The sequence below is a fragment of the Brachybacterium tyrofermentans genome, assembly GCF_039526165.1.
GTDB lineage: Bacteria > Actinomycetota > Actinomycetes > Actinomycetales > Dermabacteraceae > Brachybacterium > Brachybacterium tyrofermentans.
Genome location: NZ_BAAAIR010000037.1, coordinates 25235 through 43934, shown reverse-complemented (window position 1 = coordinate 43934; position 18700 = coordinate 25235). Strand labels below are relative to the sequence as shown.

At 71.2% G+C, this 18700-nt stretch carries 11 protein-coding genes; 4 read left to right on the top strand and 7 right to left on the bottom strand.

Annotated elements, in window-relative coordinates; translation table 11 throughout:
• Positions 1-17: 17 nt before the first annotated feature.
• Positions 18-1430, top strand: a complete 1413-nt coding sequence (locus ABD093_RS09370; protein WP_193117607.1) for a peptide MFS transporter — start codon at positions 18-20, stop codon at positions 1428-1430.
• Positions 1431-1449: 19 nt separating this feature from the next.
• Here ABD093_RS09370 and ABD093_RS09365 read toward each other — a convergent pair whose 3' ends face one another.
• The 4 genes from ABD093_RS09365 to ABD093_RS09350 all read right to left on the bottom strand — a co-directional run bounded on the left by ABD093_RS09365 (position 1450) and on the right by ABD093_RS09350 (position 7925).
• Positions 1450-1629 (bottom strand): hypothetical protein, encoded by a 180-nt coding sequence (locus ABD093_RS09365; RefSeq protein ID WP_193117535.1) that lies wholly within the window; start codon positions 1627-1629, stop codon positions 1450-1452.
• A gap of 185 nt (positions 1630-1814) precedes the next feature.
• Positions 1815-3608, bottom strand: a complete 1794-nt coding sequence (locus ABD093_RS09360) for a glycoside hydrolase family 2 protein (RefSeq protein WP_193117534.1) — start codon at positions 3606-3608, stop codon at positions 1815-1817.
• Between the two features lie 75 nt (positions 3609-3683).
• Complete coding sequence (helR, locus tag ABD093_RS09355) at positions 3684-5861, bottom strand: RNA polymerase recycling motor ATPase HelR (RefSeq protein ID WP_193117533.1); 2178 nt, start codon at positions 5859-5861, stop codon at positions 3684-3686.
• Between the two features lie 165 nt (positions 5862-6026).
• The gene (locus tag ABD093_RS09350) at positions 6027-7925 is read right to left on the bottom strand and encodes a beta-L-arabinofuranosidase domain-containing protein (protein ID WP_343923986.1); all 1899 of its coding nucleotides are present in this window, start codon (positions 7923-7925) and stop codon (positions 6027-6029) included.
• A gap of 73 nt (positions 7926-7998) precedes the next feature.
• Here ABD093_RS09350 and ABD093_RS09345 point away from each other — a divergent pair, with 73 nt between their 5' ends.
• A complete protein-coding gene (locus tag ABD093_RS09345) occupies positions 7999-9057 on the top strand; it encodes an erythromycin esterase family protein (RefSeq protein WP_343923984.1) in 1059 nt (352 codons plus the stop codon).
• On the opposite strand, the gene ABD093_RS09340 is transcribed toward ABD093_RS09345, so the two are convergent.
• The gene (locus ABD093_RS09340; protein WP_343923982.1) at positions 9054-10439 is read right to left on the bottom strand and encodes a hypothetical protein; all 1386 of its coding nucleotides are present in this window, start codon (positions 10437-10439) and stop codon (positions 9054-9056) included. The two genes, ABD093_RS09345 and ABD093_RS09340, sit on opposite strands and share 4 nt — an antisense overlap.
• 153 nt (positions 10440-10592) lie before the next feature.
• Here ABD093_RS09340 and ABD093_RS09335 point away from each other — a divergent pair, with 153 nt between their 5' ends.
• On the top strand, positions 10593-14000 hold the full coding sequence (locus ABD093_RS09335; protein WP_343923980.1) for a phosphodiester glycosidase family protein: 3408 nt from the start codon (positions 10593-10595) through the stop codon (positions 13998-14000).
• 70 nt (positions 14001-14070) lie between these two features.
• Here ABD093_RS09335 and nagE read toward each other — a convergent pair whose 3' ends face one another.
• On the bottom strand, positions 14071-15987 hold the full coding sequence (gene nagE / locus ABD093_RS09330; protein WP_343923978.1) for an N-acetylglucosamine-specific PTS transporter subunit IIBC: 1917 nt from the start codon (positions 15985-15987) through the stop codon (positions 14071-14073).
• Positions 15988-16154: 167 nt separating this feature from the next.
• Positions 16155-17858 carry a cation:proton antiporter gene (locus tag ABD093_RS09325; RefSeq protein ID WP_343923977.1) on the bottom strand — a complete coding sequence of 568 codons (1704 nt, stop codon included), beginning with the start codon at positions 17856-17858 and terminating at the stop codon, positions 16155-16157.
• Positions 17859-18122: 264 nt separating this feature from the next.
• On the opposite strand from ABD093_RS09325, the gene ABD093_RS09320 reads away from it, so the two are divergent.
• Complete coding sequence (locus ABD093_RS09320; RefSeq protein WP_343923975.1) at positions 18123-18650, top strand: HNH endonuclease; 528 nt, start codon at positions 18123-18125, stop codon at positions 18648-18650.
• The last annotated feature ends 50 nt before the right edge of the window (positions 18651-18700 follow it).

Sequence of the window (18700 nt, the reverse complement as noted above, 5' to 3'; positions counted from 1 at the left end):
CCTCCGGCAAGACCTTCATGGGCCAGCCCCGGCCGCTGGCGAACCTGTTCAGCGTGGAGCTGTGGGAGCGCTTCAGCTTCTACGGCATGCAGGGCATCCTCGCGATCTACATGTACTTCTCGGCCACGGCCGGTGGCCTGGGGATCGACGAGGGCGTAGCCCTCAGCATCGTCGGTGCGTACGGCGGCTCGGTGTACATCTTCTCGATCCTCGGCGCGCTGGTCTCGGACCGGCTGCTGGGCCCGGAGAAGACCCTGTTCGGCAGCGCCGTGATGATCATGATCGGCCACCTCGCCCTGGCCCTCGTGCCGGGAGTGCCAGGCCTGGTCGCCGGACTGCTGCTGGTCGCGATCGGCTCCGGCGGCCTGAAGGCCACCGCCGCGACGCTCGTCGGCTCGCTGTACGACCTCCAGGACACCCGGCGCGACGCCGGCTTCTCCATCTACTACATGGGCGTCAACATCGGCGGGCTCTTCGGTCCGCTCGTGACCGGCTTCGCCCAGAAGGAATGGGGCTTCCACCTCGGCTTCGGGCTGGCCGCGATCGGCATGGCCGTCGGGCTCACGCAGTATCTGCTCACCCGTAGGTCGCTGCCGCGCACCGTGCACGTGGTCCCCGATCCCCTGCCGCGCTCGAAGTACCCGCTGTGGGCCGCGATCGCCGTGGTCGTGGTGCTGGTGGTGCTGATCCTCGTGCTCACCGGGGCGATGAATCCCGGCAACCTGGCGACCATCATGGTGAGCCTGTCGGTGGTCGGCGCGGTCGTCATCTTCACGTTGCTGCTGACCTCGAAGAAGGTGACCGGCGACGAGCGCTCGCGCGTGGTCGCCTTCATCCCGCTGTTCGTCGGGACCGCGGCGTTCTTCGCGCTTTTCCAGCAGCAGTTCACGGTGATCACGCTGTACTCGGACACCCGGCTGGACCGCAACCTGTTCGGCTGGGAGATGCCGATCTCCTGGGCGCAGTCCTTCAACCCGTTCTTCATCATCACGCTGGCACCCCTGTTCGCGGCGCTGTGGACGAAGCTCGGCACCCGCCAGCCCACCACCCCGAAGAAGTTCGCCCTGGGCATCATGCTGATGGGCGCGGCATTCCTGCTGTTCCTGCCGATGGTCCCGGTGGCCTCGGTGCCGGTGCTGTGGATCGCCCTGATCATGCTGGTCGCCACGCTCGGCGAGCTCTCGCTGTCCCCGGTGGGTCTCTCGCTCACCACGAAGCTCGCCCCCGCGGCCTTCCCGGTGATGATGATGGCGCTGTACAACCTGTCGATCGCCCTGGGCACGTCGCTCTCCGGTGCGCTCGCGCAGTTCTACTCCGCCGAGACCGAGGGCGCCTACTTCGGCATCCTCGGCGCGGTGACCATCGCGATCGGCCTGATCATGCTGGCGATCTCGAAGCCGGTGCACCAGGGCATGCGCGGCGTCCTCTGACGCCCCCGCTCCCCTGCCGTCAGGGCATGACGACGGGGATGAGCACGCCGATCACGGCGCACACGATGCCCAGACCGCCCGCGACGCGCAGCAGCGTCCGGGCGGTCGTGTCGTGCCAGCCCTTGAGCAGGCCCAGCGCGACGAAGAGCACGAAGGAGAGGACCGCGAGGGCCCCGACCGCGCTCAGCAGCGCGATCATCGGCCTTCTCCGGTCCGACGGGTCCGATGGATCGGCGGGCGGGCACGGGACGCGGGGACGGGTTCCATGGCCTCACCGTAGGAACTTTCGGTCAGATGTCCAAGTGGTCACCGGACCAGCGCGTCCCGAGCAGCGCCTTCACCATCACATCGTGCGTGCACCGTTGTGCGTTCACCGTCGTGCGATCACCGCTCAGCGCGCCCCGTCACGAACGCCCGGATCGTGGCCGCGTCGAGCTTGGGCCGACGGTCCGCGTCCGCGAGGCCGTTGGCCTCCTGGAGGGTGTCGGTGAGCTGCGTGTAGCAGTGACCGGCGAGCACGGGGCTGGCGTTGAGCGCGGCGAACAGCCCGCCCACCTTCGCCTCGAACTCCTCCGGGGTGGTGACCGTCGCGTAGCCCCAGGTGTTCTCGGCGGCGTAGGCGATCCCGCCGAACTCGGTGAGCATCACCGGGGCACCCTCGGTGACGTGCTGGGCGGCGTCGTCGACCGGGCGCCGACCCTGCGGACCCCGGCCCTCCAGGACGTCCTGCACCGCGGTGTCATCGGCATAACGACGCTCCAGGGTCGCGGCGTCGGTCGTGTAGTCGTGCAGCGCGAGGATGTCCCCGCCGGTGATCTCATAGCCGTCGTTGGCGACCACGGGCCGGCTCGGGTCCAGGGCCCGGGTGATCGCGGTCAGCGCGATCGTGAGGTCCTTCTGCGGGGCGTGGTCGGCGAGGTCGCGCACGCCCCAGGATTCGTTCATCGGCACCCACGTGACCACCGACGGATGGGCGCGCACCTGCTCGACGATCTCCGTCCACTCCGCGGTGATCGCGGCGACGGCGCGGGGTGAGTACGAGTAGGCGTTGGCGGTCTCGCCCCAGATCAGCAGGCCGAGCCGGTCCGCCCAGAACAGGAAGCGAGGATCCTCGACCTTCTGGTGGATACGGGCCGCGGTGAAGCCGAGCTCCTTGATCAGCTCCACCTCCTCCTTGTACGCCGCGAGGGTCGGTGCGGTGAGCTGGGAGGTGGGCCAGTAGCCCTGCTCGAGCACGGAGCGCACGAAGTACGGCTCCCCGTTGAGCAGGAACCGGCCGCGGTCGATGCCGGTGGTGCGCAGGCCGAGGTAGCTCGCGGCCTCGTCGACGACCTCTCCGTCGACGAGCACCTGCAGGGTGACGTCCACGAGGTGCGGATGCTCGGGGCTCCACAGCAGGCGGTCGCGGTCCTGGGTGTTGCGCACCGCGGGCACGTCGATGGTGGTCTGCACGCGCGGGTCGTGCGCGGCGACCTCGACGGCGCCCAGGCTCTGCTCCTCCCCCGCGAAGGCGATCCGCACGGTGGTGCCGGGCTCGGGCCGACGGGCCAGGCGCAGGGTCACGTCGACACGGGCGCGCGGCATGTCGAAGTCCCAGTGGAATCCGGTGACGTGCTGCTCGGCCACGGTCTCGAGCCACACGCTGCGCCAGATCCCGGTGGAGCGGTGGTACCAGATGCCGTGCGGTTCCTCGCGCCAGTCCTGCTTCCCCCGGGGCAGCTCGACGTCGTGCGGATCATCGTGGGCGCGCACCACGAGCACGTGCTCCGTGCCCTCGGTGAGGAGGTCGGTCAGATCGCAGGTGAAAGCGGTCTGCCCACCCACGTGATGCCCGGCCAGGTGCCCGTCCACCCACACGTGGGCCTCGTGGTCCACGGCGCCCATGTGCAGCAGGAGCCGCGTGCCGGCAGCGGCCGACGCGGTGATCGTGCGGCGGTACCAGACCACCGGGTGGAAGGCGGTGTCGTGGATCCCGGAGGCCTCGGACTCGGGCACGAAGGGCACGGTGATCTCGCGATCGAAGTGCTCGTCGCGGGCAGGCTCGAACCAGCGCTCGGCAAGGCCCACGCCGTCGTCGTCATGGGCGAATCCCCAGGCGCCGTCGAGCAGCGTCCAGTCCTCGCGAATCATCGTGGGGCGGGGGTGGGTGCCGTCATGCGTGGTGGCGCGCAGCGTCATCGTCGTTCGCTCCTGGTGGAGAGGGGGCCAGCGGTACCCGCACAGCCTGCCACAACTTCACTGCCCACGTGGGAATCAGGACTCCGTCGAGAGCACCACCAGCTCCTGCGTGGCCCGGGTCATCGCGACGTACCGCGCGACCGCGCCCTCGATGCCGGCCCCGAAGCTCTCCGGCTCCACGAGCACCACGAGGTCGAACTCGAGCCCCTTCACCAGGTGGGGCGGGAGCGTCATGACGCGCTCATGCCGGTACCCGGTGTCCTCCCCGATCACGCAGACCGTCCCCTCCTCGTGCTCGGCGAGCCAGCGCTGGAGGATCGTGCCGAGCTGGCCGGGTCGGCCGTGGCGCACGGGCAACCCGGACTCGCGGATCGAGGTCGGCACGTTCGCGTCGGGCAGCGCCGCCCGGATCACCGGCGCCGCACGCTCCATGACCTCTGCCGGGGTGCGGTAGTTCAGCGTGAGCGTGGACCGCTCCACCCGCTCCAGGCCCACCCGGGCGAGCCGCTCCTCCCAGGTCTCGGTGAAGCCGTGCGCCGCCTGCGCCCTGTCACCCACGAGGGTGAGGCTCTCCGACGGGCAGCGCCGCAGGATCATCGCCCACTGGGCATCGCTGAGCTCCTGCGCCTCGTCGACGACGACGTGGGCGAACGGGCCGGCCAGCACGTCCGGTGCCGCGACCTCGACGTAGGTGGAGTCCTCCAGCGCGTTGCGCAGGTCCTCGCCGCGCAGCATGGACATCTCCTTCATGTCGGAGCTGTCGGAGGCGATGAGGTAGTCGGTCATCAGCTCCACCTCCTCGACGGTCTCCCGGCGGGCCGCGTCCTGCCGGCGACGCCGACCGTCGGCTCCCGGATCGCCGAGCCGGTGCCGGGCGGCGTCGAGCAGCGGCAGGTCCTCGAGCGTCCACGCGCGGGGCTGCTCGCGCTGCAGGATCCGCACCTCCTGCGGACCCAGGGTGGGCGCGCATCGCCGCAGGTAGGCGGGGACCTCGAAGAGATCCCCGACGAGATCCGTCGCCTCCAGCAGCGGCCAGGCCCGGTGCACGATCACCACGAGCTCCTCGTCCGCGGCGAGCTCCTCGCGCACCTGCTCGACGACCAGGTCCTCCTCCGGATCCTCGCCCGGGTCGAGCTGCGCCAGGACGATCTCCGCCAGCTCCTGCCAGATCTCGTCGCGCGCGAGGTTGTGCGGGGTCGAAGGATGCACGGCCTCGAAGGCGTCGGCGAAGTGCTCGGGTTCCAGCCGCACGGGGCCCCACTGGCTCTCGAGCACGTGCGCCACCTCCGGCGGCTCCTCGTACAGGGCGACCGCGGGCTCGATCGCGGTGACCAGCGCAGGACCTGCCTTGAGCGCCGACACCTGCGGATCGCTCTCGGGGACCGCATGCGCACCCTCGGGCACCAGGTCGGCGAGCGTGCAGGTGAGCACGTCCTCCTCGCCGAGGCTGGGGAGCACATCGGCCACGTAGCGGAGGTAGGGCTGATGAGGGCCGACGACGAGCACCCTGCCGCGGCGGTCCCGCAGGCGCGGGTCCGTGTACAGCAGGTAGGCGGTGCGGTGCAGGGCGACGACGGTCTTGCCGGTGCCGGGCCCTCCCTCGACCACCAGCGGGCGACGGGAGCTCGCGCGGATGATGGCGTCCTGGTCTGCGGCGAGGGTGGTCAGCACGGAGCCCATCTGCGGGGTGCGCGCGCGGGTCAGGGCGTCCAGCAGCGCCGACTCCTCGTCCGGGCTGGTCCCGAGCTCTGCGCCGTCGCCCTGCTCCGCGCTCTCCCCCAGCGTCTCGTCCCAGTAGTCGCGGATCCGGCCGCCCTCCCAGCGGTACCGGCGGCGGGAGAGCAGCCCGTGCGGGTGCGCACGGGTCGCGGCGAAGAAGGGCTCGGCTGCCTGCGAACGCCAGTCCAGCAGGAGCGGGGTGCCGCCGTCGTCGTGGACCGCCAGCCGTCCCACGTAGAGCGGCGCCGAACCGTCCTGCGGGGTCATCCGACCCAGCACGGCGTCCAGCTCGACGCGCCGCAGCCCGTGCAGGCGTGCGCGGAAGTGGTCCACGCGCGCCTCGCGCTCGACCCGTCCCGCGGCGTCCCCGGTCTGATGGAGGAGCGTCTCCTCGAGGTTGCCCTGCACCTCGCGGATATCCTCCGCGAGCGCCTCCGCGACCTGCCGGAAATACGCGTCGTCAGCGGCGATGCGGGCGGGCGCGGCCTTGTGAGCCCGTTGCCCGCGCAGGTCGAAAATGCTGGTCGTGGTCATGGTTCCCCCGGTGCTCGATGTGATCGACCGGTGATTCTTGCGCACCGGGGGGACCTTGCCGCAAGCCCCCCACCAGGGCATATACTGGGATTACGGCGCAGGGGGGACGCAGGTGGAACGCAGGGAGAATTCCGCCGGAAGTGGCCCGCGGAGCCGGGCCGCCGCTCAGAACAGCTGCTGGTTGTCCGCGCTGCTCCAGGCCCCGACGACGGGGAACTCCATCACCCGCAGCCTCGCCGTCCCGTAGGGCACCAGGCGGAACCCATGGATCGGCCCGTGGTCGAGCACCGGGCTCGCCGGCGGAACGGCGGCGGAGGCGCCGTCCTTCCCCCACTGCCGCACCCTGGCACCCACGGCCTCCACGGTCGTCGCCTCGCCGAGCGAGAACGGCACCTCCGGCACCGCGCCGCGACGCACCGCCCACTCGGGCGCCTTCTCGAGATCTGCGAGCGCCCAGTTCCAGGTGGTGCGGGGATGCACGGTCCACTCCCCCAGCCCCGGGGCGTCGGGCACCTCAGTCCAGATCTCCCCGGGGCTCGCGACCATCACGAGCGGGCCGAGGTGCACCGCGGCGGCCTGGCGCTCCCGGCGCACGACCCGCGGGCGCATCGGCAACGTCAGCTCGAGGGTCACCTCGCCGGACCACTCCCGGTCGATCTCGACGTGCCCATCACTGCCTGCCTTCGCGATTCCCGCCTCGACGGCGAGCTGTACCCCGTCGACCCGGAGCGTCGGGTCCTCGCACCACGAGGGCACCCGCAGCCGCAGCGGGAAGCGCACGCCGGGCTCGTCGGCGTCGACGGTGATCCGCACCGTGTCCTCGAAGGGGTAGTCGGTCTCGACGTCGATCCGCACCGGGATGCCGCGCACCTCGGTGCTCACCGTGGCGGGGGCGTAGGCGACCGCTCGCAGGGCGTCGTCGGCGTCGCGCGCCCACAGGGAGGTGGCGAACTTCGGCCATCCCTGGTGGAGGTTCGCGGTGCAGCACCCGAAATGCGGTTCGAGGCCGAAGATGTTCGCGTCATCGCTCGAGTAGGACCAGTCCCGCCGGGCCACGGAGATCTCGAGCTGGGTGCCCTGCTGGTGGTACTGGTGGCCACGCATCGACGGGTCGCTCGAGGCGGGCAGCAGGTTGTAGGCGAGCGATTCGAGACGGTCCCCGTGGTGCGCGTCCCCGAACACTCGGGAGAGGGTCGAGGCGGTGTGCATCATCTCGACCACGAGGCAGGTCTCGATGCCGGCGGTGGCCTCCCGCCCGCCGAGCCACTCGTCCCCGGAGAACCAGCCGTGGGCCTGTCCGTGCCAGCGGTCCAGGGCGGCGAGGGCGGCCTCGGTGCGGTCGCGGTGGGCGGGGTCGCCGTCGAGCAGATGAGCGGTCGCCCCGGTCTTCAGACCCTGGGCGACGTTCACCCCATGGGTGGAGTGGGTGAACACCTGGGCCTGCCCAGTGATCAGCTCGGTGGTGAGGTGGTCGTTCCAGTCGAAGGTCTGCGCCTGCACCAGCGCGGCGAGCTCGAGCAGCCAGTCCTCGCCGGTGGCGCGATGGGTCCAGGCGATGGTGAGGACGTCCTCGGCCCCGCGTGCCCTGCCCCAGTCCGTCAGCGGCCGTGAGGGCAGATGCTCGCGCTGGTAGCGGTGCCAGCGCAGCAGGAACGGGGCCACGCGCTCGTCGCCGGTGGCCTCGGCGTGCTGGACGAGGACCTTGGCGGCGACCATGCGCGGCCACCATTCCTCGGTCGCCGCCGGGCCGAAAAACCCGTCGGCCCGCTGGGAGGCGAGCATCCACTCGATCCACGGCTGGGCCTTCGCGATCAGCGACTCGTCGCCGAGGGCGTGCGCGAGCGGCACGAGCCCGTCGAGGTAGTACGGGCCGCGCTCCCAGCTCTCCCCCGTCCCGCCGAGCCAGCCGCTGTCGGCGCCCACGTCGGGCCAGATCTCCTCGAGCTGCCCGGTGATGTTCTCGGCCTGGAGCCGCAGCTGGCGCTCGAGCCATCCCCGGGGCCTGATCACGCCGGGCGGCAGGGCGGTGGAGGCGGCGTGCAGGCGGGTGGTGGGCAGCGTCATCGTCGATCGCTCCTGGGAGTGTGGCAGCAGTGCGCGGCTCCACGATAGGCGGCGCAGCCGCAATACTGGAGGCGTGACCACGCTTCCCGCCGACCGTCTCCTCGAACTGGTTCCTGCGGACGGGGTGATCGGTCTGGGTGAACCGACCCATGGCAGCGCGAACGCCTTCGCGGCGAAGATGGAGCTGGTGCTCGAGCTCGCTCGTCGCGGGAAGCTCTCGGCCCTCGCGTTCGAGGAGTCCTACGCACTGGGTCTGCAGGTGGACAGGGCGCTTCGCGGTGACGGAGACCTCGACGCCGCCTGGGCCCGGGCCACCTCCGTGTGGAGAACCCCGGTGATCCGCGAGGGTCTCGGCGCGCTCCGGGATCTGAACCGCTCGCTGCCCCCGGATCGCCGCATCGCGTTCCTCGGGATCGACATCAAGAAGCCGTCCCTCGCCGCGCAGGGCCTGCTCGACCGCGGCCACGACGAACCGCCGCTGCACGAGCTCGCCGGCGGCAGCGATCCCCTCGGCCCCGCCCGGGCGAACCTCACCCGTCTCTGCCGCCGGCTCGCCACGGGTCCCGAACCGTCGACGGGAGCCCTCGCCCGTCAGCTCCTCCGCTGGATCGAGGCCTACCGGGAAGCTCCAGAGCTTCCGGACCTCCACCTCCGCGACCCGTTCATGGCCGCCACCCTCCTCGAACAGCGGCCGACGGACGGGCTGACCGCGGTGTGGGCCCACAACGAGCACGTGGCGATCAACCCCGACTTCTTCGGAGAGCCCGCGATGGGTCAGGTGCTGGCCGATGAACTCGGCGGTGACTACGCCGCGGTCGGCATCCTGTGCGGTGAGGGCATGTGCCGGGCGGTGGACCCGTCGACCGGCGAGGACGACTACCGCTCCGTGCCGCTCCCCGCAGTGCTGCCCGGCTCGACGGAGGCGGCGCTCGCCGCCCGCAACGACTCGTTCGTCCTCACCACCGAGTTCTCCCATCCCGGGCCCCGGCGATTCCTCGGCTGGAGGATCGACTCCTCAGCGCAGGTCACGGAGCGCGGCGACATCGACATCGCCCGGCCCGCCTCGGACTTCACCGCGATTGCGTACCTGCCCGGCAGCGTCGCCGACACCGCCTGGGTCCCGGCCCGCTAGATCCGGCCGTCGGTTCCGTCATCCGGTGCGTTCTGGTCCCTGATCAGCGCGACGAGGGCGACCATCACGGCGGCGGAACCGGTGAAGTGCTCGCCGTCCCGCTCGAGGATCCCGATCTCGGCGAGATCGCTCAGATCCCTCTGCACGGCGACGAAGCGGCTCACCTCCTCGCGGTCCCACTCCCCGGTGGCGGGGTCGATCGGGACCTGCGAGGCGTACGGATCGGTCGACTGCAGGCCGGGCAGGGTGAGCCCGGAGGGGCCGCAGGCCGTGAGCAGCGCGGCGATGGTGTCGGGCATCCCCCGGAAGCCGCCGTCCTCCGCCTCCCGGGCATCCTTGCCGAAGAGATGCGCGGTGAGCACCGCATGGCCGAACTCGACGAAACCCTCTGCGACCTCGGCGTCGGCGTCTGCAGCGACGTAGGGCACGGGGCCCGAGAGACGGTGCACCCGGGAGCCGGTGACCTCGAGCCAGCCGCCGTCCAGCAGCGTGATCCACGGGCCGGCGAGCTCGGGTCGCTCCCACATCGTCCGCACGGCCGGTGTCGTCCCCGCGGTCTCTCCCTCGAGCAGCTCGACGCAGTCCGCACGGTTCAGCGCGCCGGTGGCGGTGACGGGGCGGTCCCCCTCCCCGAGGAGATCGAGGAGGGCCGCGGCCCGGCGCACGAAGGCGTTGTCTGCGTAGATCGTGTGATCGTCCCCGGGCACCATGTCCTCCAGGGCGATCCCGTCGTCCTCGTCCAGCGCGGGCAGGAACCACGGCCAGCTCCCCGAGACGGTGCTGTCGGCCCTGGCGGCCTGCATCTCCTCCTCGCGGTCGAAGGCCACCGTCGGCGCGGGCAGGCGTCCGGTGTCGCTGAGCTCGACGCGCTCCTCGTCGGGCAGGGAGTTGTACCAGTGCATGTAGCCGGCCAGCTGCTCGTCGTCCTCGAGGTCGACTCCCAGCGCCATGCCGTGGCCGAGCACGTTCGTGGAGAAGGAGCGGCGCGAGGGGTCGTCGGCCGCCTCGAGGGTCGCGAACTCCAGCGACTCCACCATCGCCGGCGCCTCCGTGATCGGCATCGCGCCGTCCTCCCAGCGACCCGTCTCGGAGAGATAGGTGACGAAGCGCACCAGCGTGGGCACCATGTCCATGACACGCTCGCGCGGCTGGACGACGGTGCGCGGCACCACCTCGGTGAGCAGCGCCGTGGCGAGCTCCGGCGTCCACCACCCGGGCTCGGGGCTCCCCTGCTGCTCGGCCTTCAGCCGCAGCAGGGTCTCCAGGGTGCTGACCTCCGCGGCCACGGGGGCCTCGGCATCGGCGGTGAGGCGCCAGGTGCCGTACTCGGACAGCACGAGCTCGCGCTCCTGCTTCCACTGCTCGTCCGTCGTCTCCGCCATCCCCCCAGCATGACGGCCTCCGACGGTTCCTGCCACCGACGGTCATCTCGCCTCGTCTCAGGTCGTCACCGGCAGTTCACCCGTTCGCCCCTCCGCGGGAGCGCCGGGCGAATACGGTGTGAGCGCTCCCACCCCCTCTCCCCCGGAATCGTGATGGACACCTGCTCCGCGCCCACCCGCCCCTCCTCCCCGGCAGCGGGTTCCCCACCCGCGAGGCTCCTCGCTCTGCTCGCGGCCCTCGCCCTGCTCGCCCCCTCCGCCCTGGCTCTGCAGGCGATGCAGGCCCCGCCCGCAGCCGCCGAGGTCACCGACGACCAGCTCGCCGCCGACGGCGTGCTCCGCGACTCCCGCACCTATCAGGTGGCCCCGGGCCTGGACCTCACGAACTTCTCCCGCCTGGAGGACGGCGGCTGGAACGAGGGCAGCGTGCTCACCGCGGACCTCGACGTCCCGACGCTCTCGCTGGACGTGGCCCACGGCGACTCCGTCTCCGGGCGCGCGCCGCTGCAGGAGGTGATGGCCTCCGGTGAGCACGGCGACCGGGCCGTGGCCGCAGTCAACGGCACCTTCTTCGACATCAACCACTCCGACGCCCCGATCTACACCTCCATCTCGCAGCAGGGCGTGCAGATGGGCTCCCCCTCCCCGCAGCCGGCCCTCACCATCGCCGACGGCCACGCCGCGATCCAGGCGCTCTCGGCGACGGGCACCGCGACCCTCGCCGACGGCACCTCGCTCGAGCTCGCCGGGATGAACAACCCCTCGATCTCAGCGGATGGCATCGGTCTGTACACCGCCGCATGGGGCGAGTACACCCTGGACCGTCCGATGGGCGCCCCCGACGCCCCCGCCGAGCAGGTGGCCCGCGCGAGCATCGTCGACGGCGTCGTCACCGAGGTCAGCGGCCTCCAGGACAGCGCCGGCGAACCGGACATCGCCGAGGGCGAGCAGGTGCTCCTGGGCCGCGAGGACGGCGCGGAGACCATCGCCGACCTCGAGGTGGGCGACCGCGTCGACATCGAGGTGGGCCCGAGTGCGGACGTGGACTTCGGCCTCGCCGGCTCCCACCAGATCCTCACCGACGGCGCCGTGCCCGAGATGGGCGACGACTCGCTCGTGACGGGCGACCATCCGCGCACGGCGGTGGGCGTGTCCCGGGACGGCAGCGAGCTGTTCGTCATGGTCATCGATGGCCGCACCACCGACTCCCGCGGCATGACGCTGCCGGAGGCCGGGAAGATCCTGCAGGACATGGGTGCGCACAATGCGGTGAACCTCGACGGCGGCGGCTCCTCCGCCCTCGCCGCGCGCACCGCCGGCGCCGAGGGCTCCTCGATCTGGAACAGTCCCTCGGACGGAAAGGTCCGTGACGTCCCCAACGCTCTCGTCTTCTACTCCGATGCCCCGCTGGAGGAGCTCACCGCCGTGCAGACCACCACCTCGCTGGACGACAACGCCGTCTTCCCCGGCCTGCAGCGCACCCTGCGCGGCACAGGTCTCGGGGCGAACTTCGAACCGCTGAAGGCGGAGGGCTTCTTCGCGGCCGACGGGCCCCTCGACCTGGTCTCCTCCGACGCCGAGGGCGCGGTCGTGCGCGGCACCGGGCGCGGGACCGGCTCGGTGACGTACTCGACGGGAACGCTCGAGGACCGCCTGGAGCTGCGCGTGCTCGGCACGCCCGTCGGCCTCGAACCGGCGGTGCGCGCCCTGAACCTGGCCGACGCCGAGGACTCCGCGGAGCTGACCCTGGACGGCATCGACGCCGACGGGCAGCGGGCCCGCATCGAGACCGCCGACGTGGAGGTCGACGTCTCCGGCGGCTTCGAGGTCACCCCGGACGGGGCCGGTTCGTGGACGGTCGCCGCGACCGGCACCACCGAGACGGGCTCGGCGACCCTCACGGTCGGCGAGCTCTCCACCACGGTCGCACTCACCCACGGCACGGAGACCTCCACCGTGCTGGACCTCTCGGACCCCTCCGCGTTCACCACGGACGCGGCCCGCGCGACCGGCTCGATCGCCGCCGCGGAGGGCCCCGACGGCGGAGCAGGTTCCGCGATCTCGATGAGCTACGACTTCACCACCTCGACCGCCACCCGCGGCTTCTACCTGGTGGCGAAGGAACCGGTGACGGTGGAGGGCGACGCCCTGGCCTTCACGATGGACGTGCGCGGCGATGCAAGCGGCGCCTGGCCGCGCCTGCAGGTGGCCGATGCCGACGGGACCGTCACCAACCTCGACGGCGACCTGATCGAGCACGAGGGCTGGGAGCAGGTGCGCTTCACGGTGCCCGAGGGCCTCGCGCAGCCGCTCACCGTGCAGCGGGTGCGGATGATGGAGACCCGCCCCGAGGCGCAGTACTCCGGCGATATCGCGGTCGCGAACCTCGAGGCGATCACCACCCCGGCGGCGGAGACGCCCGAGGAGCCGGCCGTGCACGATGCGGCCCTCCTGGCCACCGGGAGCGTCGTGGACCGTCCCCAGCAGATCGCTGTGATGAGCGATGCGCAGTTCGTCGCGGCCGATCCCGACTCCGGGGCGGTCGAGGGTGCCCGGCGCACGCTGCGCGAGATCAAGGACGCCGATCCGGACCTGCTGGTCATCAACGGCGATTTCGTCGACGAGGGCTCCCCCGAGGACTTCGCCCTGGCCGCGCAGATCCTCGAGGAGGAGTGGGGCGGGGACATCCCGTACGTGTACGTGCCCGGCAACCACGAGGTGATGGGCGGGGACATCTCGACCTTCGAGGAGGCCTTCGGTCCCGTCACCACGCAGCAGGATCTCGGCGGGACGAGGGTGGTCACGCTGAACACCTCCTCGGGCACGCTCGCCGGAGGCGGCATCGACCAGATCGCCGAGCTCGAGGCCTCCCTCGAGGAGGCCGCCGGCGATGAGGACCTCACCGGGGTCACGGTCTTCTTACACCACCCGCCCACCGATCCCCTGCCCAGCATGACCAGCCAGCTCACCGATCAGCGCGAGGCCCGCGCCGTCGAGGATCTGCTGGCGGACTTCCGCCGCACCTCCGGGAAGTCCGTCGCGCTGGTCAACGGACACGTCGGCGCCTTCCACGGCGCGGCCACGGAGGGCGTGACCACCCTGATCAACGGCAACTCCGGGAAGAGCCCGGCCGGCACCCCCACCACCGGCGGATTCACCGGCTGGACCATGCTCGGCGTCGATCCCGCCGCCGGCGCGGTCGGCACGGCTCCGAGCACACAGGACCGAGTGGACTGGCTGGCCGCCGAGACCCATCCGTGGGTCGACGAGATCTCGGTGCAGGCTCCACGGACGCTGACGGTGGGCAGTGTGGCCAGCACCTCGGCGAGCTTCACCCAGGACGGACGCACCGTGCCCGTGGCCTGGCCGGTGACCGCCCAGTGGGGCGGCGAGGGGGTGCAGGTGCTCGGCGACGGGGCGAAGAGCTCCGATCGCCGCGGCGTGGTGCGCCTGAACCCCACGACCGGCGAGATCACGGGCATGCGCCCGGGCACCGCGACCCTCTCGGTCACGGTCAACGGCCGCACGGCGACCACGACGGTGGAGGTCGCCGGGCGCTGAGGCAGGAGCCCGCCGACGACGGCAGCGGCCGCCCGGAGAAGCTCCAGGCGGCCGCTGTCGTCTCAGACGATCAGACCAGTTCGATCTGCGCGTCCTTGTCGTTCATGACCAGGATCGGCGTGATCGCCGGATACCCGGCGACACGGATCGCCGAGAGGTCCGCGCGCAGCAGCGGGGTGCCGGCGGTGACCTTCTGGCCGGGCTCGACGAGGGTGGTGAAGCCCTCGCCCTGCATCTTCACGGTGTCCACGCCGACGTGGATGAGCAGCTCGACGCCGTCCTCCAGCACCAGCGCGATCGCATGCCCGGTGGGGAACACGTGGCCGACGGTGCCCGTGGCGGGGGCGACGACCTCGCCGTCGCTCGGCTCGATCGCGACGCCCGGGCCCATGATCTCCTGGGCGAAGGTCGCATCGGGCACCTCGGACAGCGGGACGACCGCGCCGGCCATCGGCTGGCGCAGGCGCACGAGGTGCGTCGTGCGCACCGCGGTGTCGGTGCCGTCGGCATCGGCCTCCAGCGCCGCGGCGTCGGCCGGTTCGATCCGGCCGGTCATGATCGACTCCATCGCGTCCTTCACGAACTGGACGCTGGTGCCGTAGATGACCTGGACGGACTGGCCGCCCGGGTGGACGACGCCTGCGGCGCCCGCCTGCTTCAGGGCGCCGTCGTCCACGAGCGTGGTGTCGGCGACCTCCATCCGCAGCCGGGTGGTGCAGTTCTCGAGATCGGTGATGTTGTCCTTGCCGCCGAGCGCGGTGAGGAAGGCCGTCGCCGCGGCGACGTGCTTGCGTTCACCGGAGAGCACGGCGGTCTCATCGGTGAGCATGTCGCCCTCGTCGCGACCGGGGGTCTTGAGGTCGAACTTGAGGATGATCGCGCGGAACACGACGAAGTACACGGCGAACCAGAAGATGCCCATCAGCGGGATCGCCCAGGGGTTCTGCGCCATGGGGTTCACCCAGCCCAGCACGAGGTCGATGAAGCCGCCGGAGAAGCCGAAGCCCATCCGCACCGGGAGCATCGCGCTGACCGCCATGGAGATGCCGGTGAACAGGGCGTGGACCACGTACAGGCCCGGGGCGAGGAACATGAACGAGAACTCGAGGGGCTCGGTGACGCCCACGAAGAACGAGGCGATGGCGCTGGAGAACAGCACGCCTGCGGCCACCTTGCGGCGCGAGGACTTCGCGGTCACGTACATCGCGAGCGCTGCGCCCGGCAGGCCCATCATCATCACGGGGAAGAAGCCGGTCATGTACTGGCCGGTGACGCCGTAGGTGCCGGTGGCGTTGAGGAAGTTGCCGAGGTCGTTGATCCCGGCCACGTCGAACCAGAACACGGAGTTCAGGGCATGGTGCAGGCCCAGCGGGATGAGCATGCGGTTGAGGAAGCCGTAGATGCCCACGCCGAGCGGGCCGAGGGTCAGGATGAACTCGCCGAAGCCGACCAGGCCGGTGAACACGAGCGGCCACAGGAAGAACAGCACCAGGGAGAGCACGAGCGAGGCACCGGCGGCGACGATCGCCACGGAGCGACGACCGGAGAAGAACGCCAGGGCGTCGGGCAGCTCGGAGTCCTTGAAGTGGTCATAGGAGTAGGCGCCGATCAGGCCGCACAGGATGCCCACGAAGACGTTCTCGACGTTGGTGAAGGCGAGGTTCACGTCCTCTTCAGCGACGCCCTTGAAGATCGCGACGCTCGAGGGCGAGAGCAGGTTGGTGACCACGAGCCAGGAGACCAGGCCGGCCAGGGCGGAGGTGCCGTCAGGCTTCTTGGCCATGCCGATGGCGACGCCGATCGCGAACAGCAGCGGCAGATGGTCGAGCAGGGCTCCGCCGGCGATCTGGAAGAAGCCGCCGACGATATTCGTCTCGTTGCCGGTCGCGGTCAGGATCCAGTAGCCGATGCCGCTGAGGATCGCGGCGACGGGGAGAACGGCGACCGGCAGCATCAGCGATCTGCCGAGGCGCTGGAAGAACTTCATGGGAACCTCTCGAGGGGTCGAGGCCGCACCGGAAGGGCCGACGACGGTGCCGGGGGTGCGTGCCTGGGGACGGCCGCCATTGTGCCCCTGCACAGGCCCCGCACCATGATCAGGCGGACCAGGCATGACGGATCCCGCATGACGGTCACCCCGGGAGCCGTTCCCGGTCAGATCCCCGTGGCGCGCACGGACCCCTGGTCCAGCCGCTTCTGGGCGGTCTTGATCGTGCTGGAGTCGTAGGAACCCGTCGACCTGGCCTCGTTCAGGGCGTCCTGCTGAGCGTCGAGGATCAGCTGCATGAGCTCGCCGTACTGCGCCTTGGCGGGGTCCTCGGCCCCGCCGCGTCGTTGGGGATCGGCGATCCGTGCCTGCACCTCTCGCACCTTCTCCAGCACCGCCGGGTCGAAGGGCTCACCGCCGCGGCGGCGCAGTTCGGGGTTGTCGAGCACCTGACCCGCGGCCACCTCGTTGATCTCGACGAGCAGCAGGGCGAGCTCGCGTCGGGCCTGCTCCTCGTCGGTGCCCCGGATGCCGAGCACGCGGATCAGCAGCGGGAGCGTGCCGCCCTGGCCGACGAGGGTCACGAGCGCGACCACGAACGCGACCAGCACCAGCTGGGTGCGATATGGGAAGTCCGTGGGCAGCGACTGCGCGGCGGCGAGGGTGACCACGCCGCGCATGCCGGACCAGGCGAGCACGGCGCCCCCGCGCCAGCCCAACCCGTTGCCGGCGTAGAACCTGGCGTCGGCGCGTCGGCGCTGGAGCCAGCGTTCGATGCGGACACCCCGGGGGTGCTGCTGGAAGCGCTCGTCGGCCGAGACCCGTTCCAGCGCCTCGTCGAAGCGGCGGGCCTGCACCTCGTAGTCCGGCCGTCGGCGGCGGGCGGTGAACACCACCGGGATCACGAAGGCGACCCGGATCAGGCCCAGCAGCACGGTGACGGCGAGCCCCACCCAGACGGCGTGCCACACCGAGAGCCCACCCGAGGAGACGTCCGTGACGAGCGTGCGCAGCTGGAGGCCCATCAGCAGGAACACGCCGTTCTCCAGCAGCAGCTGGACCGTGAGCCAGTTGGTGCGCTCGGCATTGCGGTCGGCCACGCTGAGGCGGCGCACGCTGCTCGCGCCGGTCACCAGGCCGGCGGCGACCACGGCGAGCACCCCGGAGGCGTTCGCCAGCTCGGTGGGCAGGAACGCGATGAACGGCACCACGAAGGAGATCGCGGTGGTGAGCACGGGCTGGTCGATCTTCGAGCGGATGCGCACGGCGACGACGCCGACGGCGGCGCCGATCGCGATGGCGACCACCACCGCGTAGAAGAAGTCCCCGGCGGCCTGCCAGAAGGAGAAGGCCCCGGCGGTGGCGGCGACCGCGGTGCGCAGCAGCACCAGGGCGGTCGCGTCGTTGACCAGCCCCTCGCCCTCGAGGATCGTCAGCAGCCGCGGCGGCAGGCCCAGCCGCTTGCCGATGGCGGTGGCCGCGACGGCGTCGGGCGGGCTGACCACGGCCCCCACGGCCACGGCGGCGGCGAAGCTGAGGTTCGGGAAGATCGCCCATAGCAGCGTCCCGACGCCGAAGGCGGACACCAGGACGAGGACCACGGAGAGCGCGCCGATCGTCCTCAGATCGCGCCGGAAGTCCATCACCGGCATGTTGACGGCCGCCGAGAAGAGCAGCGGCGGCAGCACGACCGCGAGGATCAGCTCCGGCTCCGGGGCGATCAGCGGCATCCCCGGGATGATGCTCACGGCCAGGCCCACGATCACCAGGATGATCGGCGTGGCGAGGCCGAAACGGCTCGAGAAGTACGACGCGGCGACGATGATCACCACCGCCAGGACGGCGACGACCTCGAACTGTTCCAATCCCACGGGGTGTCCTCCCGATCGCCGTCGCTCCACCGCTCCGCGGCACGCCCGCCTTCCGGGACGCTGCGCCCATTTTTCCACCGATCGTCGTGCCCGGCTGGGATTCTGCTCGGGACGGGGCCCTCGGTCTCGATCCCGACACGCAGAGTTTCCAGGTCATACAGATTCAAGCCATGCCTCCGACGCCCTCAGGGCGCACAATTCAGTGGAAACCCCATGTGAATCGGACCACACTGAAGACAGTGGTCCGGAGAGGCGGTGGCGACGATGAGCGTGGTTCGGGTCTACAACCGCGGGTACGACGTCGACACCGGCATCGGCGAGCTCCTGCACACCACCTCCGTGCGCCACGCCTTCGGGATGATCCGGCGCGAGGTCGCCGATCCCGTGGAGCTGGCGATCATCGAGGACCGCATCATCCCCACCGCGCTCGAGCTGACCCGGGAGCTCAGCGGAGCCTGGGTCGAGGGCGCCGGGCAGCGCTCCGTCGGCTTCTCCTATCGGGCGATCCACGAGCGCGACCATTGGACCTGCGCCTACTGCGGGCGCAGCGTCTCCAAGCGGCCGCCCTGCGAAGCACTGCTGGCGACGGTGGACCACATCCAGCCGGTATCCCGCGGCGGAGAATCCTCCTGGTGGAACCTCGTGAGCGCCTGCAAGGAATGCAACAACCGCAAGGGCGCCCTCACCCCGTCGGAGGCAGGCATGGATCTGCGCTTCGAGCCGTACGATCCCGCGCTCGCCTATCGCGTCGGCGGCCAGGTCGAGGCGCTGCCCGTGCTCCTCGCGGTGTGACAGGGCGGTGCCGCAGGGCGGTGTGACCCGCTCCGCACACCAATACCCTC

Coding starts and splice junctions, on each gene's coding strand:
- ABD093_RS09370 (WP_193117607.1), top strand. CDS start 18: ATGGGCCAGCCCCGGCCGCTGGCGAACCTGTTCAGCGTGGAGCTGTGG.
- ABD093_RS09365 (WP_193117535.1), bottom strand. CDS start 1,629: ATGATCGCGCTGCTGAGCGCGGTCGGGGCCCTCGCGGTCCTCTCCTTC.
- ABD093_RS09360 (WP_193117534.1), bottom strand. CDS start 3,608: ATGACGCTGCGCGCCACCACGCATGACGGCACCCACCCCCGCCCCACG.
- helR (WP_193117533.1), bottom strand. CDS start 5,861: ATGACCACGACCAGCATTTTCGACCTGCGCGGGCAACGGGCTCACAAG.
- ABD093_RS09350 (WP_343923986.1), bottom strand. CDS start 7,925: ATGACGCTGCCCACCACCCGCCTGCACGCCGCCTCCACCGCCCTGCCG.
- ABD093_RS09340 (WP_343923982.1), bottom strand. CDS start 10,439: ATGGCGGAGACGACGGACGAGCAGTGGAAGCAGGAGCGCGAGCTCGTG.
- ABD093_RS09335 (WP_343923980.1), top strand. CDS start 10,593: ATGGACACCTGCTCCGCGCCCACCCGCCCCTCCTCCCCGGCAGCGGGT.
- nagE (WP_343923978.1), bottom strand. CDS start 15,987: ATGAAGTTCTTCCAGCGCCTCGGCAGATCGCTGATGCTGCCGGTCGCC.
- ABD093_RS09320 (WP_343923975.1), top strand. CDS start 18,123: ATGAGCGTGGTTCGGGTCTACAACCGCGGGTACGACGTCGACACCGGC.